Genomic DNA, 22,455 nt, shown 5'->3' with positions numbered 1-22,455 from the left:
AATGAATAATTGAGTCTTTGACAATAGAGTTGAAAAAAGTGGTCATAAGCGTGTCCGATTAATGAGGGGTTTTTGCTTAACAATGGTGCTTTGATTGGAAACTTAGCTAAATCAGTGCAGCTGCTATTCATGAAGCGAATGAGTGGTTTTAGTTTTGGAATGGTACGATAGAGATCCTTCATCGGCTTATTGTACTTAAGCAAAGACGTGATAGATATGCTTCTCTCCCCCTATGGACACTACTGATTCTAAATGTGAATGAAGATGCAATACACAACTCAAAAATGTAGCCATTTCATATCTTGCATTGACCCTAATTCGTATCTTAATGGTTAAATTAACGTCATTGATCCGTGCTAGTGATTATGCTATCCTTAATGTACGCGCCAACGGTAAAGAATCATAAGACTCGAAAGGCTGTGGCACGTCACAGCAATCATGAACTAAATAGTGCTATTCAAGCGAAACCCACCGTCAGGCTTCCGACCTTATGAGGTGGGTTTTTGCGTATCTACTGTGTCAAACATTTTTGTAAACCGTACATGATGCAGATGACCTTAAATTGAGCTGAGAGCTATCTATCTCGTTATTGGAGACCCACAGACAGGACACTTCTTCTTTATTGGTTTAATACGATCCCAGAGATCCGGATTAATGGATCTGCTCCTACGTAACTTTCTTCGCAAGTAAGCATGCCATTCTTTTATATCTACTGAACTCGTTTCAGAACGTGTTACTACGAGGTTTTCATAGTACGGATATGTGATCAATAATGTGGCTACCATACGCTTATACCGTGTATACTTCGTCGTTAGTTCCCCAGGCCCGAACCCATCATCAAAATCATGATAGATTTCTGTCCCTCCATGAACATACTCAGATCTTAAAGTATACATGTCACTCGTTAGTAAAGCCCCGTCTGATTCAGTTAAATCAGGTAATTTAGTTAACCCAGGCATTAAGAAAGACAGCTGAAAACGTTTTGGTGCATTTGCGGGTAAGAGTACTGTCTCTGATGCAATAACCAGGTTCATAACGGGTAATCCCAGTCTTTCAAAGTAATCTCCTCGTTCTTCAGACTCAATAGCCTTCTTGAAAAATTTGAAACCGCTACGAAATTTTGCATGTAAATGGGTAGATCTCTTTTTACTCAAGAGACTTTGATAGAGAGAATCAAACAATTTAATTTTTTTCTTTTCAAGCAGCCAATCCAGATTCAAATCACAGTTAGCATCGATTCTGAATGGGATAATCATATTCTGAAATTCTCTTTTACCAAATAGCATCATGTGATCTGTTTTCTTGTTCCAGAACCGGCTTGTAAGTGGATACGGGTATTCTGGATAGATTTGACCCCAATATATGGCATGGAGAAAAGCGATAGAATAAAAAGCCTGATTCTGCACATCCTGCTGCACACTTTCAAAGTGATCCTTTACCCGAATTGCTAGAATTGGGTGGTCAAAAAAACCAGCCGACTTACGCATCATGTAATTCATGATTTCTTGAGTCTTCATTCTTGAGATTTTACCGAGTTTTCTTAATGTATTCGCCTTTTCCTCAAGATTACCAGACAAGAAGAAGAAATTTTTATACCGGACTGAGGAAGACAGATGGGCATTCCTCAGAGGAATTAAAATCCAGTTATCGATACGATTTTTTTCAAGGTATTGAGATAATGAATCCAGCAATACAACTGCATCATCATTATCAAAGCGCTCCTTTTGTTTGATAGCAGGTTCTTGAGCATATCCACATAGGTAGTTCTCTGTCAGCTCTAAAGAGATACGGCCGGCAAACCTCGGATGAGTAGATAAACTATCTATCAGGTTTTTTAACGGCACATCGTCTAAATAACTAATCTCACTTGAATCTTTTCTTTTACAGTAATTTAAAAAAGCTTTTGCTATGTTGTTTAAAGTGGCCATAAATTATCCTCTATACATAAAAGTTATTTTGAAATAATAGTTTCACTTCAGCCTGGTTCAGATGACTGTTAGTGAGATGTGACTGTCCCAGTGTTTAGCTTGGTTTGTCGAGCAAACATGAAATTTTAAACTCCGTGTTTGGACCTAACAGTTTAAAGTACTTTCTTCCGTGAGTTGGGGAGAACCGAACCTCTTCTATCTGTTCCCTCCATTTGGTTCCTGTACGTATTGATGAGAGCGTTTCAGCTAGGAATCCTTCGGTAATCTCCGAATGATCGTTTGCGTTCCCTTTGTTTGTGCAGCTAACTTCGCTCTCAATTTTGACTCTAGCAGTGACCCCATAAAGATTATATAAGACTGCATGGATTTGGTTAATGGCCATTGCAACGGGCCCATATCGTTTTGTTGAGGTACGAGAAGGAGTATGTGAGTGCTTTCTTTGATCCGTTAGTTTGTAAATCGTGATACAAAGCCCCTTATTTATGTCATGACCAGTAGCCTCAAAACAATGCAGGGTGCCTTTGCCGAGTTTATTGGGGATCTCAAGATGTCCGTACAGCCAATCCTTCTTATGGTTGCCTGTCATATCCTGTAGAACTACACCGGCCAAATGAAGCGTAGAATTCCAATTATGAATTGAAATATTAATGGTCACTTCCAGCCCATGTTGAACAAGAATTTTTTGACGCACTTCGTGTAATGCAATAAGCAGTTTGTTCGGTGTTGATTTCATTGGTGGTTGATTAAGTTTACTAACCATATGGGGTAGGTCCTCTCCTTATAACGATTTAAGAATCATCTGAATAAAAGTTTGCTGAAAAATGATTTCTTCGTTTCTTCTTTAGTTGGTGGGTACTTTTTGTGGAATGAATAGCTAAAGTCTTTATGTATGACGTCAACAAGCGCACTTTTGCTATCAGTAGTCAGCAACATTTCACTTAATTTTTCAGGTACGACCTCGTTGTGCTTCAGATACTCCTTATTACGTTGAACAGCATCACTCAATTTCATTTTAACCCAAGTGAATCTGTCGGTAGTAGATTGCTCATCAAATCTGTACATCGTATGATCAAACGGATTCTCTGCCATTCTGTAATACTTCATAAAGGGTTGTTCATGCTCGTTCACTGCACGGACATAAACAGGCTGATCTGCCGGCATGTAGCCGATGTTTAGGTCATGCCCCTCCCTACTTCCCATAATCCCTTTCGGGCCAAATGCCTTAGTGTCAAATAGATAGAAATGACAATAACAAGCTTCTATAGTTGAGGATTTTGGTGTCAAAAGCGAGTCGGAATCAATTTGAATTTCTACTGGATCACTGTAGTTGACAACACCGTGATATATGTATTCTGAAAGCATGAACTCTTTTAACTGAAATTGCTCGTTTGCGTATCTCACAATTCGTATGTACTTATCTGTATGCGTCAAATGATTTTCTCCTTGATATGATTTTTATTTCGATGCGTATGATTAATTTTACCATAAAAATGAATAGGCAATCGCTTCAAGTGATGTTGAATATCAAGATGGACTGAACCCTGTATAAGAAGTAAATGGCCACAGACTCTCAGAGAGATTCTGTGGCCATCTTTAGTATGATTTTTAGCTTTCTACCTATATTTATTTCATTTTATATTCCTCCTTAGGAAGATATAAAGTTGTATTATAAAAAAAGTTGTTTGAATAGCCAATCTCAGATAATCCTTCTACCCAACTAGACTGAACATAAGGTTTTTCAATATCCAAATATTTAATGTCTCGTATGTTATCTATGATAGCAATAGGCTTATCTACGTTCAGAACCACAGACACACCTTTCTGTGCTTTGAGAGTAAAATCCATAACATAGAATTTTTCTCTTGGTAGGTTGTCTAGATACTGAGCTTGTAGAACATCGATTTTCCAACTATTTTCAATTGATATCTGTTCTGACGGATCTAGTATTACCGGTCTATTATGATCTTCATAAATATTGAGAGAAAAAAAGAAAGCTGAAAACATCGGTAATACAAACCAAAGGAATAGTTGGCTCCAAAGTACAGAGCTTTTCTCTTTCTTAGCTATTATTAGAATTATAAGTACAACGATCAGTATGCACACGCCTAATGATAACCAAACCCAAGACCAGATAGGTATTGTATCGTTAACAACTTGAGGTTGGATTGATTGTTTCATTTGATAGAACGATTCTATTAATTGCTGTTTGTTCATTTGGTTAGTTACCTTTCTTTACAAGCTTAGCTTCTACAGAATAGAAATCTGATTCAATTGAATAATCTTCTAACCCATCTACCCAAACTGCTTCCAGATATGAGTCTTCATCTTCTGTATAGGTGAAATTCGAGAGTTCCTTTATAATAACTGCTGATTCCCCATCATCTAGCACTACGTTCACCTTGCCGTTAGGTTGGACCCTGTAATCTCTAATTAAGACTTTACTCCTGTCTTGACTAGGTAAATACTTATCTACGAAAACTTCTCTGTGCCATAGAAGTTTTGCAAACTCATCTGACTGTTTAACGGTAGGAGAAACAAATACTTCATATAGAATTACAAAGATTAACTGGATACCAATCATGGTTGCGGGTAGCGCTATCATGAATTTGATAGACATTTTCTGCTTATTATATCTGAATATAAAATACCAAAATGCTATTGCCAAAACAGACAATACTACTCCGATGATTATTGATTTCACTGAATAGGAGGAAAATCCTAAAAATACGTCCGAGCTTAGATTAAGACTATTATAGGACTCTATTAGTTCTTCTTTAGTCATTACTAAGTCCCCTTAATTCGATATACTAATTCAAAGATCCGATTAATTATCGACCCCATCATGTTCTCACCACAATCCTGAGATTAACCTTCTTATTTTTTTATGATTTCGAATTGATGTGGATTGTACAAATCTACAGAATCAATGTCTGTCTCAATCATAATCGTTAAATCACTAAAATCTTTGCGAATAATGTCCTTGTATACATAAATAAATTGTTCCAAAAACAAAATAGTGTAGTTCATGCTACTTACCATAAAACCTGACTCTTCATCGTTTGTTTCAAATAACACGAGTTTTGTTATAACCTCATCACCTTGAGTGAACTTAACACCAAATTCCCTTCTTCTTCCATAAGGGAAACTCTCTTCAATTGATGAAAATATGACTATATTCTGATCGTTGAGGGGGATGTTCCTCAAATTCTCGCCCATTATATATTCAAAATATCTTGGAGGAATAACCCTGTAATAATCTCCTTCATAAATCTCGGGAAGTAAGGCGGGTGGCTGCTGAACCTTCCAACCACTTGGGACATTAAAACCAACGATTTCAATGTCTGTACGAATCGAGATATCAAGACTGCTAAAGTTTTGTCCACGTGGGTCAATGGAGTGAAGGATATCCGAAACTACAGCAGTCACAACATTTTAGTGTGTTTTTTCTACGTTCATTTGCCATATCACCCATTAGACAACCATCTCCAGATGAATTGAAGATATGAATACTCTCCTCACCAGTTTCTGAAAGCAATTTAACACCATAACTTATTCCAGGTATGTCAGCTTCATCACCAGGCTCCGTTTTCTCAAAACCGGCAAAAATCTCGATCTTAGTAGATTCTATACTTTTTTGTAGCTCCGGATAAAAAGCAGACAACAAGGAACCGTGCCACAATGTCTCTTCATCCATTCCTAATCTATACTCAATCCCAAGCAAGATTTTTTCCATCTCATTATGAAAATTATCTAGAGGAACTTCTTTATTGGCAAGTTTCAGAGCATTTACATCGGCTCTGCAGCGTAAAAGCTCGTTTTTGATAAATGTTGTCATCGGTTTAGATAATAAATTTCTACTCTCGGTCAACTGTTTAATTTCAGCAAGCCGAACATTAAATTCTCCAAAAGAGTTTCGTGTACTGTAATCTGGTTCTTGCGGTTGTTATTGAACATTTGTAATTTCCCTCCTCAAAATATGAAAAAGCACACAGCTTCCCTACGTGGGGGATTCTGGTGCTTCCAGAGTTTGGTTTATATTTTATTTTTAACAAGAATGAACTTGAATACTGAAAAGGAAGTAAGTTATACCTTCCTAGTCAATAGTGCAACCCCAATTATTTCTCCGCTACCCGGGCCGCTTCCGTAATCACATAAGTGACATCGTCCGGTTTAACCTTTTCTATCTTCTCGATATACTTCTTTCTATCGGGAGCATGTCCCTTGACGTTGATATATATGACGTTTTTATAGGGGTAGTCGGTGTTGATCAGCACTTCCAATTCATCCAATGAGAAATTACAGGACGCTATGAGAAATAGCCTTTTAGTAATTGATTCACTCACTTCGGTTCCACCTCTTTTTGGGTTTTCCGTAGATCTTACGTAAAACCTTTTGTTGTTCTTCTTTTTTCATACCTAATCTATCCTTCATAAGAGTATAAAACTGAGTTATTTCTTGTTTAGATTTGGAATGGATCACCATCAAGCGCTCAATTTCACTGCTTTGTAGATATTGGATCGCCTGTTCATACAAATCTTCTGGAGGATTTTTTAATTGGATCTGATCTGTTTGAAGTGCCCACAAATAGAAATCAAGTTTGACATAAAACTCAAGGGTTCGATCACATTTCTGCAGCTTATTTCTAAGATAGCTTTTATAATCTTTGTTAATTTTGTGTTCTGTGATTATTGCAGCGATGAAGAGAATACCAATGATGATAGTATCAGTGTCCATCAAATTTTACTGCACCTTTCAGGAAGCAAGAACGTCGGAGACTTTTCATGAATATGAAGTTGTCTCAGATCCACAGCATACTTTCGTGGTTTGGTTACGGATTGAATTAATGCTTCTTGTATACGCACTGGTATAGGTCGCTCACTGTGCATTATTCGGCTCCTTTCAACGATTTGTTAGAATATTCCCAACTCATATGCTATCCCTTACTTGTGCCCCACTGAGCAATCTCCAACTCTCTGACTCGGTCGATAAGATTATTCTCCTGCAGTTGTTGCGCTATTCTCAACTCTTCATTTTCTCTTTTCAGTTGTTTAATAGTCTTATCGAAGAATTCGTAATCTTTAATGACCGTATCAATAAACTCATTAACTTGGTCTCGGTCACAACCCAAGACTCTAGTAGAGAATTCTTTGTTGTGGACATCTAAAGCATTCAAATTCGGTTTAGTTTGTATGATCTGATACAAGGCTTTCTTCCTCCATTTCTCAAGATTGAATGTGATCAATCTGCCCACTAGATATCTTAGTCAATACTGTAACAGATACTTAAATAATCGAGTAATGAAACAAATTAATTTTATTATGAATGCAAATAAAGAGTATTTGGTGCTTCTGACATTCGATTCATCTTAATGAGTTGGGTTCGAAGGTTCTTTATCATTATCAATCGTTAGGCCTTTCGATGGCTTAAACTTTGTACCAAGGTAAATAGTCGAGAGTATTACTATTACTCCTATGAAAGCGACCAAAAGGTTATGTTCATATTGAAATGCAATTAGGATAACAGTAATATTTTCAAGAAAAACAATATTCCTAATGAGAGGGCTGATTGTTCCAGCTCGGGCAGCAAAAGCTTCAACCGGCCTTTTCAAAAGAATACCTAGAGCGATTATCAAACTAATACCGATCCATCCAGTGATTGATTCATTATGGGGGAGTCGAAGTGCATCTATTAAGAACAAAGCAAAAATCATGTATATAAGATAATATTTATTAGAAGAAGATTTACTCAAAGCCATCCCTCCTTTAAATTGATGGTGCATTGCAGCAACTAGTTTCTCAAGAGAGAGTCATCTGTCCCTTCTATTTGAGAGCATGAGTTGAAAATCCCCTTACGCTGAATTTTTGTGCAAGTTTGTCTATTTAATCGGGTTTTGTATATAGAATTTGAGGTGCTATTTTGAAAAAGTCCGCTGTTTTTCTTTGCGATTCTATACTCGGTGTAAAATTAGGAGTATGTAAGTATTTTCGGACAGTACCTGGATGCAAATCAATCCAGTGTGCATAATCAGTTGTCGAAATATTGTATAGAATAAGTAAGCCATGAAGTATTTCATTTGTAACCTGACTCCTTGCTGTGACTCCCTTGTGGTATTTTGATGCTTGAGGTATACAAATGATAGGGTGGCTATATTTAATTTCTTTGTTAAACAGAACATGATCAGGATAACCTAGAACAGAGCATACTTGACGTCTTCGTTTCAAACTAGGAATAACTCCATCAATTACCCAGTAGTTTATACTTCTACTAGTGACGCCGATTAAATCGGCCAATTCACTAAATTTGATGTTCTTAGATAGTAATATCGCGTATAAGATTCTGTTTCGTACTTGCTTGTTTGTTTTTCTGAATCTCGTCACTGTAACTCCTTTGCAGAGATAATGCTCAATGTTGTAGGCCATGTGTTTACTCAAATACTCATTCATAGTTATTCCGATTTGCTCCGATCCGTTTAAATTAGGTCTCATATAATTCTACTAGTTACTTTACTCAAATTCATTTATGCAGAGATTTATTTTAGTCTACCTCCGCATAGAATATACGATTTCAAGGAAATCGAGTAATGGCACTAAAAAAAGCCGCAGGGCGGCTTAAGTTAAAATTACTATTTATGTATCTATAGAAGGAACTTAAAAGTGATAAAGCTACTCTTCTTTTCCACTAAATTCATAGATCAAGAAAATGAGACATGTTGCTGGCGTTAAATAGAGATTAAACCAGAAAATGAACCCGAAAATCATGGTCCCTAAGGGTATGATAATTCTCATGATCGCAAATATTCGATGCGAAGTGTTCTTGTTTGTTCCTAGTTTCAAATCGAAAATGTAATGACGTTTTGCTAGGATTAGACTAGCGAATACAATTAAAACTTGTAAAGCCATGAATCCAGTACTAGGGCCAAACTCGCTCCATGTATGTGGGAACTGGGTGTATACATGTTTAGCTGTTATCGTGAGTAAAATAGATGCTATTGATAATATAATCATGCTCGTGCTCAATTTCTTCTGTTCAATAATGTACGTTTTATTCAAAAGTTTCTGTGAGTTTTTCACCTATTGTTCACCCCCTCTCTGCCTACTCGGTAATACGTTTGTACTTGGTTCTCGTTTCTCTTGAGAAAAACAAAATCACAACACTAGGGTGCTGTGATTTTGATCAAGTAATTTAGTTTACTTCCAGAAAACAACCGCAGCCTCCTATGTCGAATAGATCCATCTGCATGTTGTTTTCAACATCATAGTGAAGATCTCTTATTGGATAAGGAGCTCCATTTTTCTTCATAAAACTGTACTGTTGTATTTTCATGTATTCACTAACTGCGCTCCCTGCAGGATGAACATATGTTTTTGGTTTAGGTGCACGATCGTAAAAATAATCGCGGTATGCATCATCAAGTTCTTGAAGCATAATAACTTGGACATCTTCAGGAATACGGTCTTGTTCAGGAACCTTATTATTAATAATATAGCGGTAGGCCGAGACACATATTTTCAGATGGTGCTCTTGTTCCATGATTTTTTTAAAGACATCTGGCATGCGTTCTTTAACTAGCTTATAGTGCCCCTGACCAGCTTTTACACATCTAGCATTACAGTTGTTGTGGGAAAATCCGAAATCGTAAAGAATGGGCTGCTTGATGTCGTATTCCTGAAGCAACTTATCTTTCCATATGTTGTGGGTAATAAGGGGGAAATCTACTTTAAAAGGTGCCCATTTTTTTGTAATAGGCCCTTCTCGATGCATTTCATCAAAGCCTATCCCAAAGTATAGAGTAGCGTTTTTTACGAAATCCTCGTTTATCAGGTATTCTTTGTTTCTCCACTTTTCTATCTGAGGCTTTAAGTGTTTCTTTAGGAAATCAGACGCCACCTTCATTTTAAGAATTTTGCTACAATCCCCGATCATGTTATTAAATATTAATTTCTTCTCAAATTGCAGCATTACTGGATTCAGACCTGAGGAATGTGTCAGCAAGGGTAACTTCAACTTATCTGAGACTTCATTATTAAAACGGTATAGGTCTTCAGATTCCCAAAGTGTGTCGGTAAAGTAGAGAAGGATGTTGTCATTCGGGTGCTTTTTTTTGACCCAGGCAGCAACAGCAAAACTTGCTGTACCTCCACTGAAGAAAATGATGTGGTTTTGAATTTGTTTATTATGTAATTTCATAGTTTCTACACCTGTAGTATTCATTCTGATGTATTCCTCCTAATGTATTTGTTTTTAGACGCAAAAAAGCACATTACAAGTTAATCACAATGGTAAAGTTTCACCGAATGTGGATTAAAAATTATAACGTGCTTGATATGACTCGTTTGCGCATGCATGAGCCTGAATTCTATTCGTTTAATATAGTCATGCTATCATTTTATGAATGAGCCGGCAAATTAGGTATGCTTATAAAAAAGAACAGACCTCTGAAGGTCTGTTCTTTTTTTGATCAACTTAAATACCAGATGTCAATGTGAAAGTAAATGTCGATTTGTACACCCCTGCCATCAATCCAGTATCTTGACCGGGTGCATACTTACTGCCGTCTGAAGACTTAACGACTTTAACACGGTCAGGTACACTCATTGTAAAATTCAATGGAATTTGATAATAACCCATTCCCTCGAATGGATTGGCCAGCGCAAGTACTTGTGCTTCCGTGGAGAATACCTTTTTACCTACATTAGATAATTGGTTTTCTGGTCCAGCAAGGGTTTTAGTAGAACCAACATTCACACTGAATGAATTAGTTGGAATGCTAACGACAAGCCCTTTTTCTTGCGTACTGCTATCGTACATCGGTTCGGATACGAAATCAGTAATCTGTAACGAATACTGCCAACCCCCTGCACGACCGGTACTGTCGTCAATAAATGCGTTAGAGACAGAGTTAATCTGTTGGTAAGGATTTGTAGAGTCGATCACAATGGTAGAAAGATCGATACCTTCAAAGCGGCCACTTAAACCTCCTGAATGTACTGTGAAATCAACATCTTCATCGCTGATTGGTGTAGCGGGACCTGGATCAACAGGTGGTGTAGTTCCACCATCACCAGGATTACTCGGATTAGGATCAGTTACCGTAACTGTGTATGGGCCTCCATTAAATACTGGTGTACCCGTGTTGTCTCTTACTTCAATCTCAATGTTATGTGTGCCAGGATCGAAGTTTACTGGGCCAGTATACTCTACCCACTGATTATTGCTGTCTTTGTAATGCACAGTAACATCACTTGTGTTGATACCCAGATCGATTGAAACCTGGTCTGCATTTACCGTAATTTTCGGCTGAGCGACTGTAGTTATAAACTCTGTCACTTCACTCTCTTTACCAGCTGCGGTCACTACTTTAGCCTGGATGGTATGAGCTGCGTTGGATACGCTGAACGAACCAGTAGTTGCAATCCACTGCCCACCATCAATGGAGTACAGTGCTTCTCCTTCTGAAGCATCATAAGAAATTTCAATATCAAGTCCGAATTGTCTATTAAGTCCTTTTTGCGTGACAGACGGTTTACCAACGGTTACTGGTGCCGAGTTATCTGCTGTTACATTAAAGGACTTGTTGAGTAGCTCTTGATCACGGTCATTTAACAATCGCACTTCGACAGTATGATCGCCTGAAGACAATAAAAGGTTATTGGCCAAATTGAAGTCTTGCCATGCAGCGCCGTCGACTTTGACCTGTACCTTTATGCTTCCTGTTGCTTCAGCGCTGATTTTAAACTCATCCGGAGAAATTTTTTCGATTTTTGGGTGCCCTGTTGTGATGATAATCGGGTCGCTGGTGAGAGTTAATTCTCCAACTTCACTGATGTTTCCTTTACTATCTGCGGATCGTGCGTGAATAGTCACCTTACCAACTTGAGTAACCAGGATATCGCCTGTGTAATCCAACCATCCTCCACTGTTGATTTGATACTGTTTTGTTGCAATGTCTCCAGTAGAACCGAAATTAATAGATACTACAGACTGGTTAAACTTGTCTTGTTCTTTAGCTGATAAAATTGGTTTGTCTGGAGCGGTGACGGGTGCCACATAATCTTTAGACACCATATCAGGTAACACACCTTTACCTAATTCATAGTATCTCTGCCCATCTATAAGATATAATCTTCGGTCTTCGCCGATTCCGAAAATAGTTTTGTTGTACGTGAAGTTCTTCTTTGCCTCGAACAAAGTTAAGAATTTCTTGTCAAAGGTCTTAAAGTTTGTGCTATCCGTCCAAGTAACTACCGAATTGTCGTCCTTCAATGCATAGGTACCGTTATTTCCAACGACTAATTCTTTAACATTTTTCACCTCGTTATTGGTTCCAGTTATCCGTACAGGACTTTCCTGAACTCCTCCTAAAACGCCGAGCCTTCCCCCGGCATTAGGACCGAAACCATAAACGTTATTATTCCTCAAATAAAAGAAATTACCTATTGACGCGTTAGAAACAGACTTGACTCCTGTGGCTATTGTTCTAGGTGTAGCCTCAAAAGCAGCATACCTCCCTCCAAAAGTTGGAGTTGTAGTTCCCCAATAAGTTAATACACCATTACTCAGTTGGGTATAGCCGGTACTTAGAACTTTACTTGTACCAAAGCTGTTGTCTGATATGAAATATGCTGATGATCTCACCAGCTCAGAAGTTTTGATACCTTCAGGAACAGGAATCAAAGATGATTTACTAAGATCTGTCACAGCGTCATTGTTAGCTGGATTCTTCTCTTCTTCGAATAAGCTAGTCATTACATATTCTTTTCCTTGAATAGTGAATATCAGTCGCTCTGTTGAAGACAATCTATCAACGTTATAATATCTCTCAACGTACGTTATAGCGCTAGCAACATTCTCCATAAACTTTAACTCAAAATCTGCATTTTGGAATGCAGGGAAGAAATCAAGCTTTAATGGTTTTGCTCCTGAAAAGGAATCCTTCCCAAAGGCCCTACCAATTAAGTAAACTTCTGTGTCTGTGACCAACAATACTCCTCTATTAAATGCGTGATCTTTACCTAATTGGAAGATTTTACGCACATTTTCAATTGGATCTCCTGTTGCGGGGTCTACCACTTCCGTTGGCACGGCCTTATCTTGTTTATACCCAATGCCCAGTTCTCCTGCAGAACCTCTCCCCCATGCTTGTACCGTATCATCGTTCATAAGGGCGTAGAAACTAGCATTAGCCAGAGAATACTCGCTTGGTAACATCTCGAAATCCTTAACACCTTCTAAGACCTTTTTTGGTGTACCATTTGGACCTTCGGTTATAAATAATTCTCCACTGTGGGTCAGTTCTACGGAGTAAGTCGTTCTGGAATCGATCTCTTGGGTACCTGCACGCCGGTATTTCTTCACGTTCTTACCGATGACTTTAATATCGGCAACTGCATAATAGGGCAAAATAAAACTACTACCATCATCCAGTTTAGCGATGTATTGTGTAGCATCCGTCCCACCACTGTATGAGCTTCTATAGTCAAAAGATTCTAGTCCTACAATCTTTGAATATTCAGCCGCTTGAGCTTTAGGACCAGAATCAGCAAAGGAAAGACTTCCTATTAAAAGTGCTGCGACCAACGTTACGCTCAGACTTCGCTTCCATCGAATACTGAACTTATTTTTCTTTTTCTTCTCATTCTTTTCCAAGAGATTTACCCCTCCTTAAATTCCTGAAGTTGCTGTGTAAGTGAATTTAGCTTTATAAGTACCTGCCAATACCCCAATTTCTTTTCCATCAGCAGATTGAATCTTTTGTGGAAGATTCAGAACGTAATCAACCTGAAAGTCATAAGCACCTTGACCAAATCCAGGATCTACCTTAAACATGGTTCTCGGTGTGTCCGATAGCACTTCATTGTTAGCCAAAACACCATTAGTAGTAAAATCTACTGGAACACCTGTGATGGTATCTTTTAACGAAGTGGTGAATCGGATAGATGAAGCCGGAATTCTGAACTTCTGTGTTTGTCCATTAATAGTAACTTCCGTTTCAAAATCGGTTGCTGCAACGCTATATCCGTATCCAGCTCCATTTCCTCGATTATCAATGACGTGAGTGAGACTCGAAGCAAAGGATTTTTGTTGATCTCTTACTTTCAAGGTTACGTCTGAAAACTGGAGCTTGGTCTGGGTGACCTGAAGCGAACCACCAGATACTTGAACTTCTTTTTCTACCTCTTCAGCTGAAGCAGAGACGGCTGGCAGTGCCATAAGTACAGCTAAAGCGGCCGAAACTAACATTTTCTTCATTGCTTTTATTACCTCCCAATTTTATTTGTTAGATTTTTAGACATGTTCTACACGGTCATCACCCCCTTTACCTTGTAGTAACTACTAGGCATGCTGTGAAGTGGGACTAGGTTTCTTTTTATCTTTTTCTTTTCTTCGTTTCCATAACAGAATGATGAGGAATAACAATAATCCAAGAATTAGAAGCACAACAAAGATAAACAGATACATCACCCACATATGTGCTTTCAGCCAGTCTCCAAATGAATTGTTGATCTGAAGAGAACCGGCTAGTTGTCGATTTTCTAAAGACCGCTGATTCTCCTCTTCTGTTACTGTGAAATCAAAAGTTCTACTGATTGTTTGTCCAGCAAATGTTGCTTCGTAGTACGCGGTGTACTGCCCTGGCCAAAGAATACTATCATTTAACGAATAGACCATTTTTGCAGTAGTTTTGCTGTATATTGAATCCGCGTTATATCCTTCGCTGAAAACAACACTATCTTTAGAGTCTTTGACAATAATGCGGCCAACTGGCCTTTCCAAAATGGTTCCCTTATTAGAAAGCTGAACGGTAATCTTGGAAGAACCATCCGTTATGTACTCATGTGTAAAGGTGTCAATAGACATTTCGTGATGAGAACTTTCTTTTTGGTATTCCATGATCATTTGTACTCCACGGCGATTATCGATATCGGCAGCAAGTTTAGCTTCCTTGGCATCAGCAGTAACGCTTTGACTTTCTGCTAAGGTAGACTCCTCCACGGCTGCTACGGCAATGTACTGCCCTGGTTCTAAATCTTTTGGCACGTTTACTTCGAAACTAATCTGTTTCTTTTCTTTGGGCTTAAGCTTGAATTCCTGGACGCCTTGTGGGGACATCCAAGTTCCCATTGCTGTTGGCTTTTTATTACTGAGTGAGAATCCTCTGCCTCCATTTTCATCTGGAAGGACATCTGCTGGATAACTCTTTAAAGTTATGGTTTTCTTAGATATGTTGGTCGCATAGAAGGTATATTTTCTTTGCGTACCTGGCGTAATCTGATCTACATAGTGCCCAATGGATTGCTCTGCACTCTTGATCGGGGACAAAATGAAATTGGTTTCAGGTGTCAAAGATAGTGCGTAAGAGTAATTGGAAAATAGTGAGGTGAATAAAAGTACTAAAGACATCATTGCAATGGATCGAGCGAATAAATTTTTCATGGTAGAATATATCCCTTCTGAATTTGAATATTGTGTTGAAACAAATAAAACAAAAAAAGCACCTCAAATCACACGATTATCGCGTAATTTGAGGTGCTTCCTCTTTGTGGACAGTCTTCAATTAAACTTATTATACGAGTATTCAAAGAATGTGTCTATTTTTATGCACGACAAAAAGAACCAGGTTACATCAGAGTAACCTGGTTCATTAAAGTTTATTTTACGAAGAACGGTTTTTGATCATTTACCGGCGCACTAAACACTTTTATAAAGGTTTGATCTGTATCACCAGTGGATGGTCCAGAGTATAGCGTACGTCCCTTAGAAAGAGTAGCCATTTCTTTGATAGAAACTCTCTGTATTTTTTTACTACTAGACTGACTAAGTTTTCCGACGTACCGGCCCTTGCTGAATACGGCTACCGTTTGTTTTTGCTTGGTCTTTTTCTTCATATTACTCTCCTCCAATCATGTGTCGGATTGTATTTAGTAACAAGTTATTGTTCTCTACAATTTCAATGAAGTTATGGTCAATTAAGTTTTCTCTCCCGGAGATATGGACAGAGAGAACATGTTCTTTGCCTAAAGGATAACATAGAACTGATACAGCAGCAATTCCTGGAGTATTAAAAAATGTGTATGTCTTGGTTTTTAAACACTCCAGAACCATGATGGATTTTTCTCCATCGCTCTTGTTATCATTATCATTTAAATGATACTCCCGATTTCGCCCAACATTACCCCCAACTTGTCTCATGAACTCATCCGACTTCTTCCATACGGCTGCTCCCGTTACTTTGAATCCGTCAGGAGGGAGAAATGAGTTGCGTATCGCATCTGCATAAGCATTATATGTATCATGCTCACTGAGTAAATTTACCCCTTTGAAATAATCCCAAAAAAACTGTAGTACACTATGGTTCCTCTGCTCCTCTTGCTCAGGGTCTTTAAAAAGACTCTCCTTTTTGATGGCATAGATGATATCCGAACATGCTGTTTGAACAGCTGCGTCTAAGTTTCCATCAGACCGACCTGCATCATAAGAAGGTAAGGTTAATCCGGATAGATCAGACATGATGTGAAATTCTGCATTTGGAAGCAGTTCAGATTTTGTCTTGAGGTTTTTAGGAACTATTCCAAATACTCTGTTGCGTCCTAATCGTCCCCAAAAAAGTCCCATTTCAAATAATGTATTATCGCGGGTGATAAATACGGGCTTATCTCGCATTAAGGCTATATCATCTGGAGCAAAAACAAATACACCAAAATCATTTGTTTTTAAGTTGCGATCAAGAGCTTCCATGGTGTAATCGTTCACATTAAAAACACCTGCATACCATGGACTTACTTCAGTTTCGGCATGTTCAAGTGCCTTTGCAATGGCGTTAGCGTAAGGAATTGCTTCTCTAGAACTCCCAATAAAAACACGGGGTTTTCTGTTGTTCATATATTTAGATGTCTCCTTTATGATTACATTGGATTATTGTGATGAGAAAAGTCTACTTTTGATTTTTAGCACTCCATTTGGTAAGTTCATTTTTCATAACGTCTGTCTTGAAATCGGTGGAAGGTAGTGTTTCTTTGACTCGGTCATCTGGGTGAGTTTGTTTATTAACCCAGTACTTATTTGTCATAAGCCACGCTTCTCCTTGATCCGTTTCGATCAGACCTGGACTATAATCAACGACAACAATCTGGTTGCAGTGAACGCACCCACTCCGAGTGCTCCTTCTGAAATTGTAAAATGTATATTCTTCGCCACATTTACATTCCACTTTAAAAAGAGTCTCTTTTTTATGAAATATCTTCCCATTAGAAGTGTCTGTTTTTTCTTCGGTGATTGTAGGTCCGGTTTTTAAAGGGGGAGTCTCATTCTGAACTGAAGATTCAGGATTATTTTCTTTCGTGGTGGAGGGTACCACTCTCTCCTGTTTCACAATAGGTTTCCCGCTTTCCCAGGTGATATCTGCAACACTGGTACGTTTCATTGATTTCAAATCAGGAGAAACCCCTGCAATAGTCCAATCAATTATCTTAGAGGGATTAACTCCTCTGATTTGATCACTAAGATAAACTATGAATGGTTTATGGTTTTTGAAACACTCAAACCACTCTTGGATTTGTGGAACGGTTAGAGGAATCGTTAAAGTTCTTCCCAGATCATCGGTATACCTCAAAACTGCTAATTCAGATGCCAATTCAATCGCCTCGCTTTATAATTTCAAATTCAATTTCTTTAAGAAGTTGCTTATTAGATCTTCGCTCTTCTTCCAATAACTAAAAACGATTAATAGATAAAGTGCTGATAACGTAGTTCCTATGAATATCAATATGTAAATATTATTGAATGTACTTAGAACGATTGTCCAAATGCCCGCAAACGACAAGAGCACAACACCAGTTAAAAGCAATTTTCGAAAAAAATGCGTAATTAACGGCTGTTTAAGCTTGTCTTTTGAGAATGAATGAAAGCTAAATCCGATGATAATAACTAATGCGATCAGTGTAAAGGTAGGAACAGGCCAATACAAAAGAAACACTCCTTCAAGGTTGGATTTATACAAATATCTTCTCTCTTTTTTCATATATTGCTGCTCTTATCACTACACTGAAGTATATCACAAACATAAATAATGGTTATTTTTCTTGAAATGAAAAAGAGTGTGAGCCCTAAAAATTCTGTGGCTCACACTCTTTTTATCTTGAATAATTTTCAATCATCTGAGACATAAGTTGAGTATTAAATTCAGTTCCCCATTGGCAATATAGAATTCCCAGGTAACCAACAGTTGCTAGCATTGATACCTTTAAAATATAACCCATAACAATTCCACTTTTTTTACGCATAATTAAATTCCTCCATTTTAAATAGTAGTTTTCTAGTGTTAGCGATAAAAAAAATACACTTTTAGTTTGTAGTAATCCCTGAATTAAAAATCTCCACAGGAAACACAACGAACAAAAGTGTATTTTAGAAAATGAACAGGCATGTGAGTCGCATGACGATGCCTAAAGAGAGAATAAAGTTTGTATGATGGCATTATAATTGAAACCTCTCTCTAAAATCAACTAATTCTTTACGTCATGTTTTCTTTGTTCTCTCGTATCTAGAAATTCATTGAACCCGTTCTTGAGGTGTGGGTAAAATGAAACTTTGAGATCTTCGATGATAAAATTTACGTATTTCCAATTGATTCTTTGAAGGAGAAGGCTCACAAACAATACAAAAAACAAGGTGAAACCAATTTTCGTCTCTAAGGTCATTACTAACATGGGGAGACTTAAAATAGGTCCTATTAGAGTGTATAGAGATGCTTTTAAAAATTTCAATCGATTGGTTCCGAACATGTGGTACAAAAACAGCACGATACCATGGAATAATACTCCTCCAGCATATGATATTAAGAATGCAACAATAAAATCCTTAAGATCACTCTTCAGGTATATCGGTGCAAGTATGTTGTACGTTATTTGGATACTACCCAAGCATAAAATCCAACCATAGATTAAATTTATTCGTTTCCAGATGATCATTTCGCACCTCGATATTGTTTATTTTTACTAATAGTATAATTTCGATGTATTCCAAAACTAATTGTAGCACTAGATATTTCAGGAGAAGAGCTTTGGAGAAGCAGAAGCATCTTCTGAAGAGACAACGAATGCGATCTTGAGATTTTTAAGAACATCTTTATATTCGTTTATAAGATTGTACAAGGATTCAAAGAGGTATTGATCATTATTACCTTCGTCGTAAATCAGATAAATTTCAGACAAGGTTTCAAGTAATTTATCGTCTTCATTAAGTAGTAACATCCGATTTTTAAGCACCCTAGTTAAATCTTCAATAACTAGTTGAGAATTATCATTATTATATACAATAAGATTTTGATTATTATTTATAGCTGAAAGCTTTTCGCCTTTTTTAGTAAGGTTTACATAGTGAACCTGATTCCCCTCCCTGGCTAAATCCAAAGCATAGAATATTAGGTTGACTCTTCTTCTACCAGTACCAGTGCTGCCCACAATGAAAGAATGTAAATCACGCGAAGAAAATCGTATTTTAGATTTTTTCTTCTTTTTTTCTCTAACGAAGTCGAAAATAAGGTAAATGATATATAAAACGGTAAGGGATATAAATGGCCAAAAAGAGAGTGTTGCATTACCCACGCCATAATATGTGGATACGCTGTATACTAGAAAACTTCCGGTGAACAGTCCAAAGAGGAAAGCTACAAAATACTTTCTCCGAAACAACTTTAACGTAATTGCTATCACAACAAATATTGTAGTGATAATAGTTGGTAACTCTAAAATGATAAATCACTCCTCTATTTTTAGTGGTAATTATATCAATCTAATTTTAAATCGAGTAATGATTGAAAGAATCCTTAATACACTCATATAACTCCTTCATCACTGATACTGTCTTCTGTGCAGCCTGATATTGTTCAAAGGAAACGCCGGTATTCTCGTAAACAGTGCTGTAAGACTTCAGTGTGAGGTTAGGGCCAAGTACATCGAGTAAAGTTAACTGATAATCGTAACTTTCAATTTCTAAAGGGTTATAAAGAGAGGTCTTCATTTCACTTGGAAAATGTGTCAATTCCCGATGGATTAAAGATTCTTTCACTAACTCTTTACCTTCTGTCGTATTCATATCGATTAATAATGTACATTCATTTTCATTTGTTGGGTTGAGGCTTTCATCGCCCATTTGAAACATCCTCTCGGGAGTTATTCGTATTACTATTCTGGGGTTCGGTCGGTCCTTTTTATTGGTTTTTTCGGCAGGTATAATTCCAAGATTTCAATCCTATTAATCTTATTATGAGAACGTAGTAAGTAAAAAGCTTCTTCAGGGAAATCATTTAAATCGCCAAGGTCTCTTATCACTGCATAACCCAGATCTTCTGGGTCAGATGGCTCATAGAATGAAAAATCGGTGTTACCTGAGTAGATTTTTCTCTTAGCAGTGACATCTAAAATAACGGATAATCTCGCTTCTTCAGTCCACATTTTATCAATAATCGAAACTTTCTTCTGTTCCAGGTTTTCAATATAAGGCGTAAAGATATCAGCATACCATTGGTCGCGTTTCTCACCATTCATAATGCTGAGTTGCGGGGCTATAGCAGTAGCAAAAGAAATTATGATGATCAGTGCAATAGTCGATGATGCAATGCAAGTACCTAAACTTAGCCTGTTTTTCTTTTCAATACGAAAAATAACCGATCCTATGATTAGAATAACTGCAAGAGGCATTAAGTATGCATAAATACCAATGTCTAAATCTTTAGTTACCGGAAAGGTACTAATTACTTCTTCTCTAGTCATCTGAGACCCCCATATGTATCTTTGATTAGTTGTTAAGCATTTTAGAATTATATCAACTGTTATAAGAATCGAGTAATGAGCACTCTTTGATTGATAACTCCGAAATGAATGGGTACGCCGTAGATATTGAATGGAAAATTAGTATAGAATGGATAAATAAAGGAGTGGATTTTATGAGTAGAATAAGAATGATGTTTACTAATAGTTTTGAAAATGAGACATATAGGTGTAGGGAGTGTGACAAAGACTTGGAAGACACAGAAGTCACAGACAAATGGACATGTATTCATTGTGAGCAACGAGTTATTATTGATGCTCCAATACTGGATCAAGAGATCGTGCGGAAGTTCCCAGACGAGGTTACAACTCAAGATATATTTTTGAAGCAAGACCACCAGTCTCACTTAATCCATGATATTAAACAAAATAAAAGTGGTGGTTACGATTATGTTCTTAAAGGATTTGGTACTCATAAACAAGACAAAAACAAATTTGCCCACATACTATATTAATAAAGTAGAATCTAAGAGTGATAAGAAGTGGAGTAACATAAATGATCTGAATGAGGTTAATCTGCTTTAATTTACCTTTCATTCTGGTCAAGGCAGATCCAGAGGGATACTTTTCTTGAAACTACAAACTACTTTAGCACTTTAATCTATAAAATGAAAAAGGCTAGAGACAACATGCTTTCACATGATGTTCCTAGCCTTAGATACAAGTTGTCTTCCAGCATTGGTTAGAGTCCTAAATCATTAGCAGCATTCTCCATAAATAACGTGGCATTGACTATATATCTCCGAAGCATCGCGTCTGATTTATGTCGAGTTTGCTCTTTAATAGACCGTTCACTACTCCCTCTCATTGCAGCAGTGGTAGCGAATCCTTTTCTTAGGCTGTGCCCAGCGTACATGGCTGGATCGAGGCCTACAGCTTCTACATAACGTTTGACGATCAAAGCGACCGATTTATCAGAGAGCCTCTTCTCTGATAAATGGCCAATTTTGTTTATGGCTCTAAAGACCGGCCCAGACTCAATACTAGATACATTAAGCCAATTCTGTATTGCTAACACGGGACACGTATCTTGACTTTGACCGTAAGGGATAGCAACAAACTCACCTTTTCCTTCCTGGTCCGTTTTTGAGTACTTTATTCGTACAGTGTATCCTTGCTTACTTAATCTAAAATCAGAAACATCTAAGTTAACAAGTTCACTTCTACGGAAAGCCCCAACAAAACCGATTAGGAGCAAGGCCTTATCTCGGCTTCCCTTCATATTGGCAGGGGCTAATTTCAGCATTTCGAGCAACGTTTCGATAAGAATTGGTTGTTTCCCTTCTTGATAGGTCCCAATTTCTTTTTTTATACCTGACCAAACTTCCTTTATTAATTTTGTCGATGGCGTATCGAAATTCTTCGCATAATGAGCCTGAGCAATTGAACTCATTCTGCGCTGAATCGTACTTGCTTTTAAACCATCCAGAACCATACTCGAAAGATACAAAGCATAGGTTTCATTAGTTGTCGGCATATATGGAAGTTCAAACCTTGTACACCAATCTACAAAATGAGACCAGTCCGATTGATAGGATTTACGGGTTGATGTAGATTTTGACTTTTCGATAAATGCAGTAGACATCTTCAATAGGATCTCTAGCGTACCCTCTGCCTGCTCTAAATTCGTCCCAGAACGTGGTATTATATCTCTTTCCATGAAACCTCCTACTTATTTACATATCGCTTTACATAATAAT

At 37.5% G+C, this 22,455-nt stretch carries 24 protein-coding genes; 1 reads left to right on the top strand and 23 read right to left on the bottom strand.

The features are described from left to right. Positions 1–578: 578 nt before the first annotated feature. The 22 genes from ACX9NY_RS30885 to ACX9NY_RS30780 all read right to left on the bottom strand — a co-directional run bounded on the left by ACX9NY_RS30885 (position 579) and on the right by ACX9NY_RS30780 (position 20,698). Positions 579–1,928, bottom strand: a complete 1,350-nt coding sequence (locus tag ACX9NY_RS30885; RefSeq protein ID WP_472480098.1) for a hypothetical protein — start codon at positions 1,926–1,928, stop codon at positions 579–581. Between the two features lie 94 nt (positions 1,929–2,022). Next, complete coding sequence (locus tag ACX9NY_RS30880; protein ID WP_472480096.1) at positions 2,023–2,688, bottom strand: hypothetical protein; 666 nt, start codon at positions 2,686–2,688, stop codon at positions 2,023–2,025. A gap of 35 nt (positions 2,689–2,723) precedes the next feature. Next, positions 2,724–3,359 carry a hypothetical protein gene (locus tag ACX9NY_RS30875; RefSeq protein ID WP_472480094.1) on the bottom strand — a complete coding sequence of 212 codons (636 nt, stop codon included), beginning with the start codon at positions 3,357–3,359 and terminating at the stop codon, positions 2,724–2,726. Positions 3,360–3,551: 192 nt separating this feature from the next. Continuing rightward, positions 3,552–4,142 (bottom strand): hypothetical protein, encoded by a 591-nt coding sequence (locus tag ACX9NY_RS30870; protein WP_472480092.1) that lies wholly within the window; start codon positions 4,140–4,142, stop codon positions 3,552–3,554. Positions 4,143–4,146: 4 nt separating this feature from the next. Then, positions 4,147–4,710, bottom strand: a complete 564-nt coding sequence (locus ACX9NY_RS30865) for a hypothetical protein (RefSeq protein WP_472480090.1) — start codon at positions 4,708–4,710, stop codon at positions 4,147–4,149. Positions 4,711–4,802: 92 nt separating this feature from the next. Further along, the gene (locus ACX9NY_RS30860; protein WP_472480088.1) at positions 4,803–5,354 is read right to left on the bottom strand and encodes a hypothetical protein; all 552 of its coding nucleotides are present in this window, start codon (positions 5,352–5,354) and stop codon (positions 4,803–4,805) included. Then, positions 5,317–5,796 carry a hypothetical protein gene (locus tag ACX9NY_RS30855; RefSeq protein WP_472480086.1) on the bottom strand — a complete coding sequence of 160 codons (480 nt, stop codon included), beginning with the start codon at positions 5,794–5,796 and terminating at the stop codon, positions 5,317–5,319. Before ACX9NY_RS30855 ends, ACX9NY_RS30860 begins: the two co-directional genes overlap by 38 nt. Positions 5,797–6,043: 247 nt before the next feature. Then, positions 6,044–6,271 (bottom strand): hypothetical protein, encoded by a 228-nt coding sequence (locus tag ACX9NY_RS30850; protein WP_472480084.1) that lies wholly within the window; start codon positions 6,269–6,271, stop codon positions 6,044–6,046. Next, entirely contained in the window at positions 6,264–6,665 is a 402-nt protein-coding gene (locus ACX9NY_RS30845; RefSeq protein WP_472480082.1) for a hypothetical protein, read from the bottom strand. Before ACX9NY_RS30845 ends, ACX9NY_RS30850 begins: the two co-directional genes overlap by 8 nt. 196 nt (positions 6,666–6,861) lie before the next feature. After that, positions 6,862–7,131: a DivIVA domain-containing protein gene (locus tag ACX9NY_RS30840; protein WP_472480080.1), complete on the bottom strand. Its 270-nt coding sequence runs from the start codon at positions 7,129–7,131 to the stop codon at positions 6,862–6,864. Positions 7,132–7,293: 162 nt separating this feature from the next. Further along, complete coding sequence (locus tag ACX9NY_RS30835) at positions 7,294–7,677, bottom strand: hypothetical protein (RefSeq protein WP_472480078.1); 384 nt, start codon at positions 7,675–7,677, stop codon at positions 7,294–7,296. A gap of 1,433 nt (positions 7,678–9,110) precedes the next feature. Further along, on the bottom strand, positions 9,111–10,139 hold the full coding sequence (locus tag ACX9NY_RS30830; protein WP_472480076.1) for a phosphoadenosine phosphosulfate reductase domain-containing protein: 1,029 nt from the start codon (positions 10,137–10,139) through the stop codon (positions 9,111–9,113). Positions 10,140–10,391: 252 nt separating this feature from the next. Further along, entirely contained in the window at positions 10,392–13,574 is a 3,183-nt protein-coding gene (locus tag ACX9NY_RS30825) for a hypothetical protein (RefSeq protein WP_472480074.1), read from the bottom strand. 15 nt (positions 13,575–13,589) lie between these two features. Next, positions 13,590–14,177: a hypothetical protein gene (locus ACX9NY_RS30820; protein WP_472480072.1), complete on the bottom strand. Its 588-nt coding sequence runs from the start codon at positions 14,175–14,177 to the stop codon at positions 13,590–13,592. Positions 14,178–14,261: 84 nt separating this feature from the next. Continuing rightward, positions 14,262–15,362 (bottom strand): COG1361 family protein, encoded by a 1,101-nt coding sequence (locus ACX9NY_RS30815; protein WP_472480070.1) that lies wholly within the window; start codon positions 15,360–15,362, stop codon positions 14,262–14,264. 215 nt (positions 15,363–15,577) lie between these two features. Then, positions 15,578–15,814 (bottom strand): hypothetical protein, encoded by a 237-nt coding sequence (locus ACX9NY_RS30810; protein WP_472480068.1) that lies wholly within the window; start codon positions 15,812–15,814, stop codon positions 15,578–15,580. 1 nt (position 15,815) lies between these two features. Then, on the bottom strand, positions 15,816–16,808 hold the full coding sequence (locus ACX9NY_RS30805; RefSeq protein ID WP_472480066.1) for a TIR domain-containing protein: 993 nt from the start codon (positions 16,806–16,808) through the stop codon (positions 15,816–15,818). Between the two features lie 52 nt (positions 16,809–16,860). Then, positions 16,861–17,559 carry a hypothetical protein gene (locus tag ACX9NY_RS30800; RefSeq protein ID WP_472480064.1) on the bottom strand — a complete coding sequence of 233 codons (699 nt, stop codon included), beginning with the start codon at positions 17,557–17,559 and terminating at the stop codon, positions 16,861–16,863. Between the two features lie 499 nt (positions 17,560–18,058). Then, a complete protein-coding gene (locus ACX9NY_RS30795; protein WP_472480062.1) occupies positions 18,059–18,208 on the bottom strand; it encodes a hypothetical protein in 150 nt (49 codons plus the stop codon). 765 nt (positions 18,209–18,973) lie between these two features. Continuing rightward, positions 18,974–19,531, bottom strand: a complete 558-nt coding sequence (locus tag ACX9NY_RS30790; protein WP_472480060.1) for a hypothetical protein — start codon at positions 19,529–19,531, stop codon at positions 18,974–18,976. Positions 19,532–19,724: 193 nt separating this feature from the next. Next, the gene (locus ACX9NY_RS30785; protein ID WP_472480058.1) at positions 19,725–20,078 is read right to left on the bottom strand and encodes a hypothetical protein; all 354 of its coding nucleotides are present in this window, start codon (positions 20,076–20,078) and stop codon (positions 19,725–19,727) included. A 32-nt stretch (positions 20,079–20,110) separates the two neighbouring features. Beyond that, the gene (locus tag ACX9NY_RS30780) at positions 20,111–20,698 is read right to left on the bottom strand and encodes a hypothetical protein (protein WP_472480056.1); all 588 of its coding nucleotides are present in this window, start codon (positions 20,696–20,698) and stop codon (positions 20,111–20,113) included. A gap of 173 nt (positions 20,699–20,871) precedes the next feature. On the opposite strand from ACX9NY_RS30780, the gene ACX9NY_RS30775 reads away from it, so the two are divergent. Further along, positions 20,872–21,210, top strand: a complete 339-nt coding sequence (locus ACX9NY_RS30775) for a hypothetical protein (RefSeq protein ID WP_472480054.1) — start codon at positions 20,872–20,874, stop codon at positions 21,208–21,210. 227 nt (positions 21,211–21,437) lie between these two features. Here the strand turns inward: ACX9NY_RS30775 and ACX9NY_RS30770 are convergent, their stop codons facing one another. Beyond that, positions 21,438–22,415, bottom strand: coding sequence for a site-specific integrase (locus ACX9NY_RS30770; protein ID WP_472480052.1), 978 nt, complete (start codon positions 22,413–22,415; stop codon positions 21,438–21,440). Positions 22,416–22,455 lie beyond the last annotated feature (40 nt).

The organism is Paenibacillus sp. CB74 (assembly GCF_055687625.1).
This window is presented reverse-complemented; position numbering and strand designations above follow the sequence as displayed.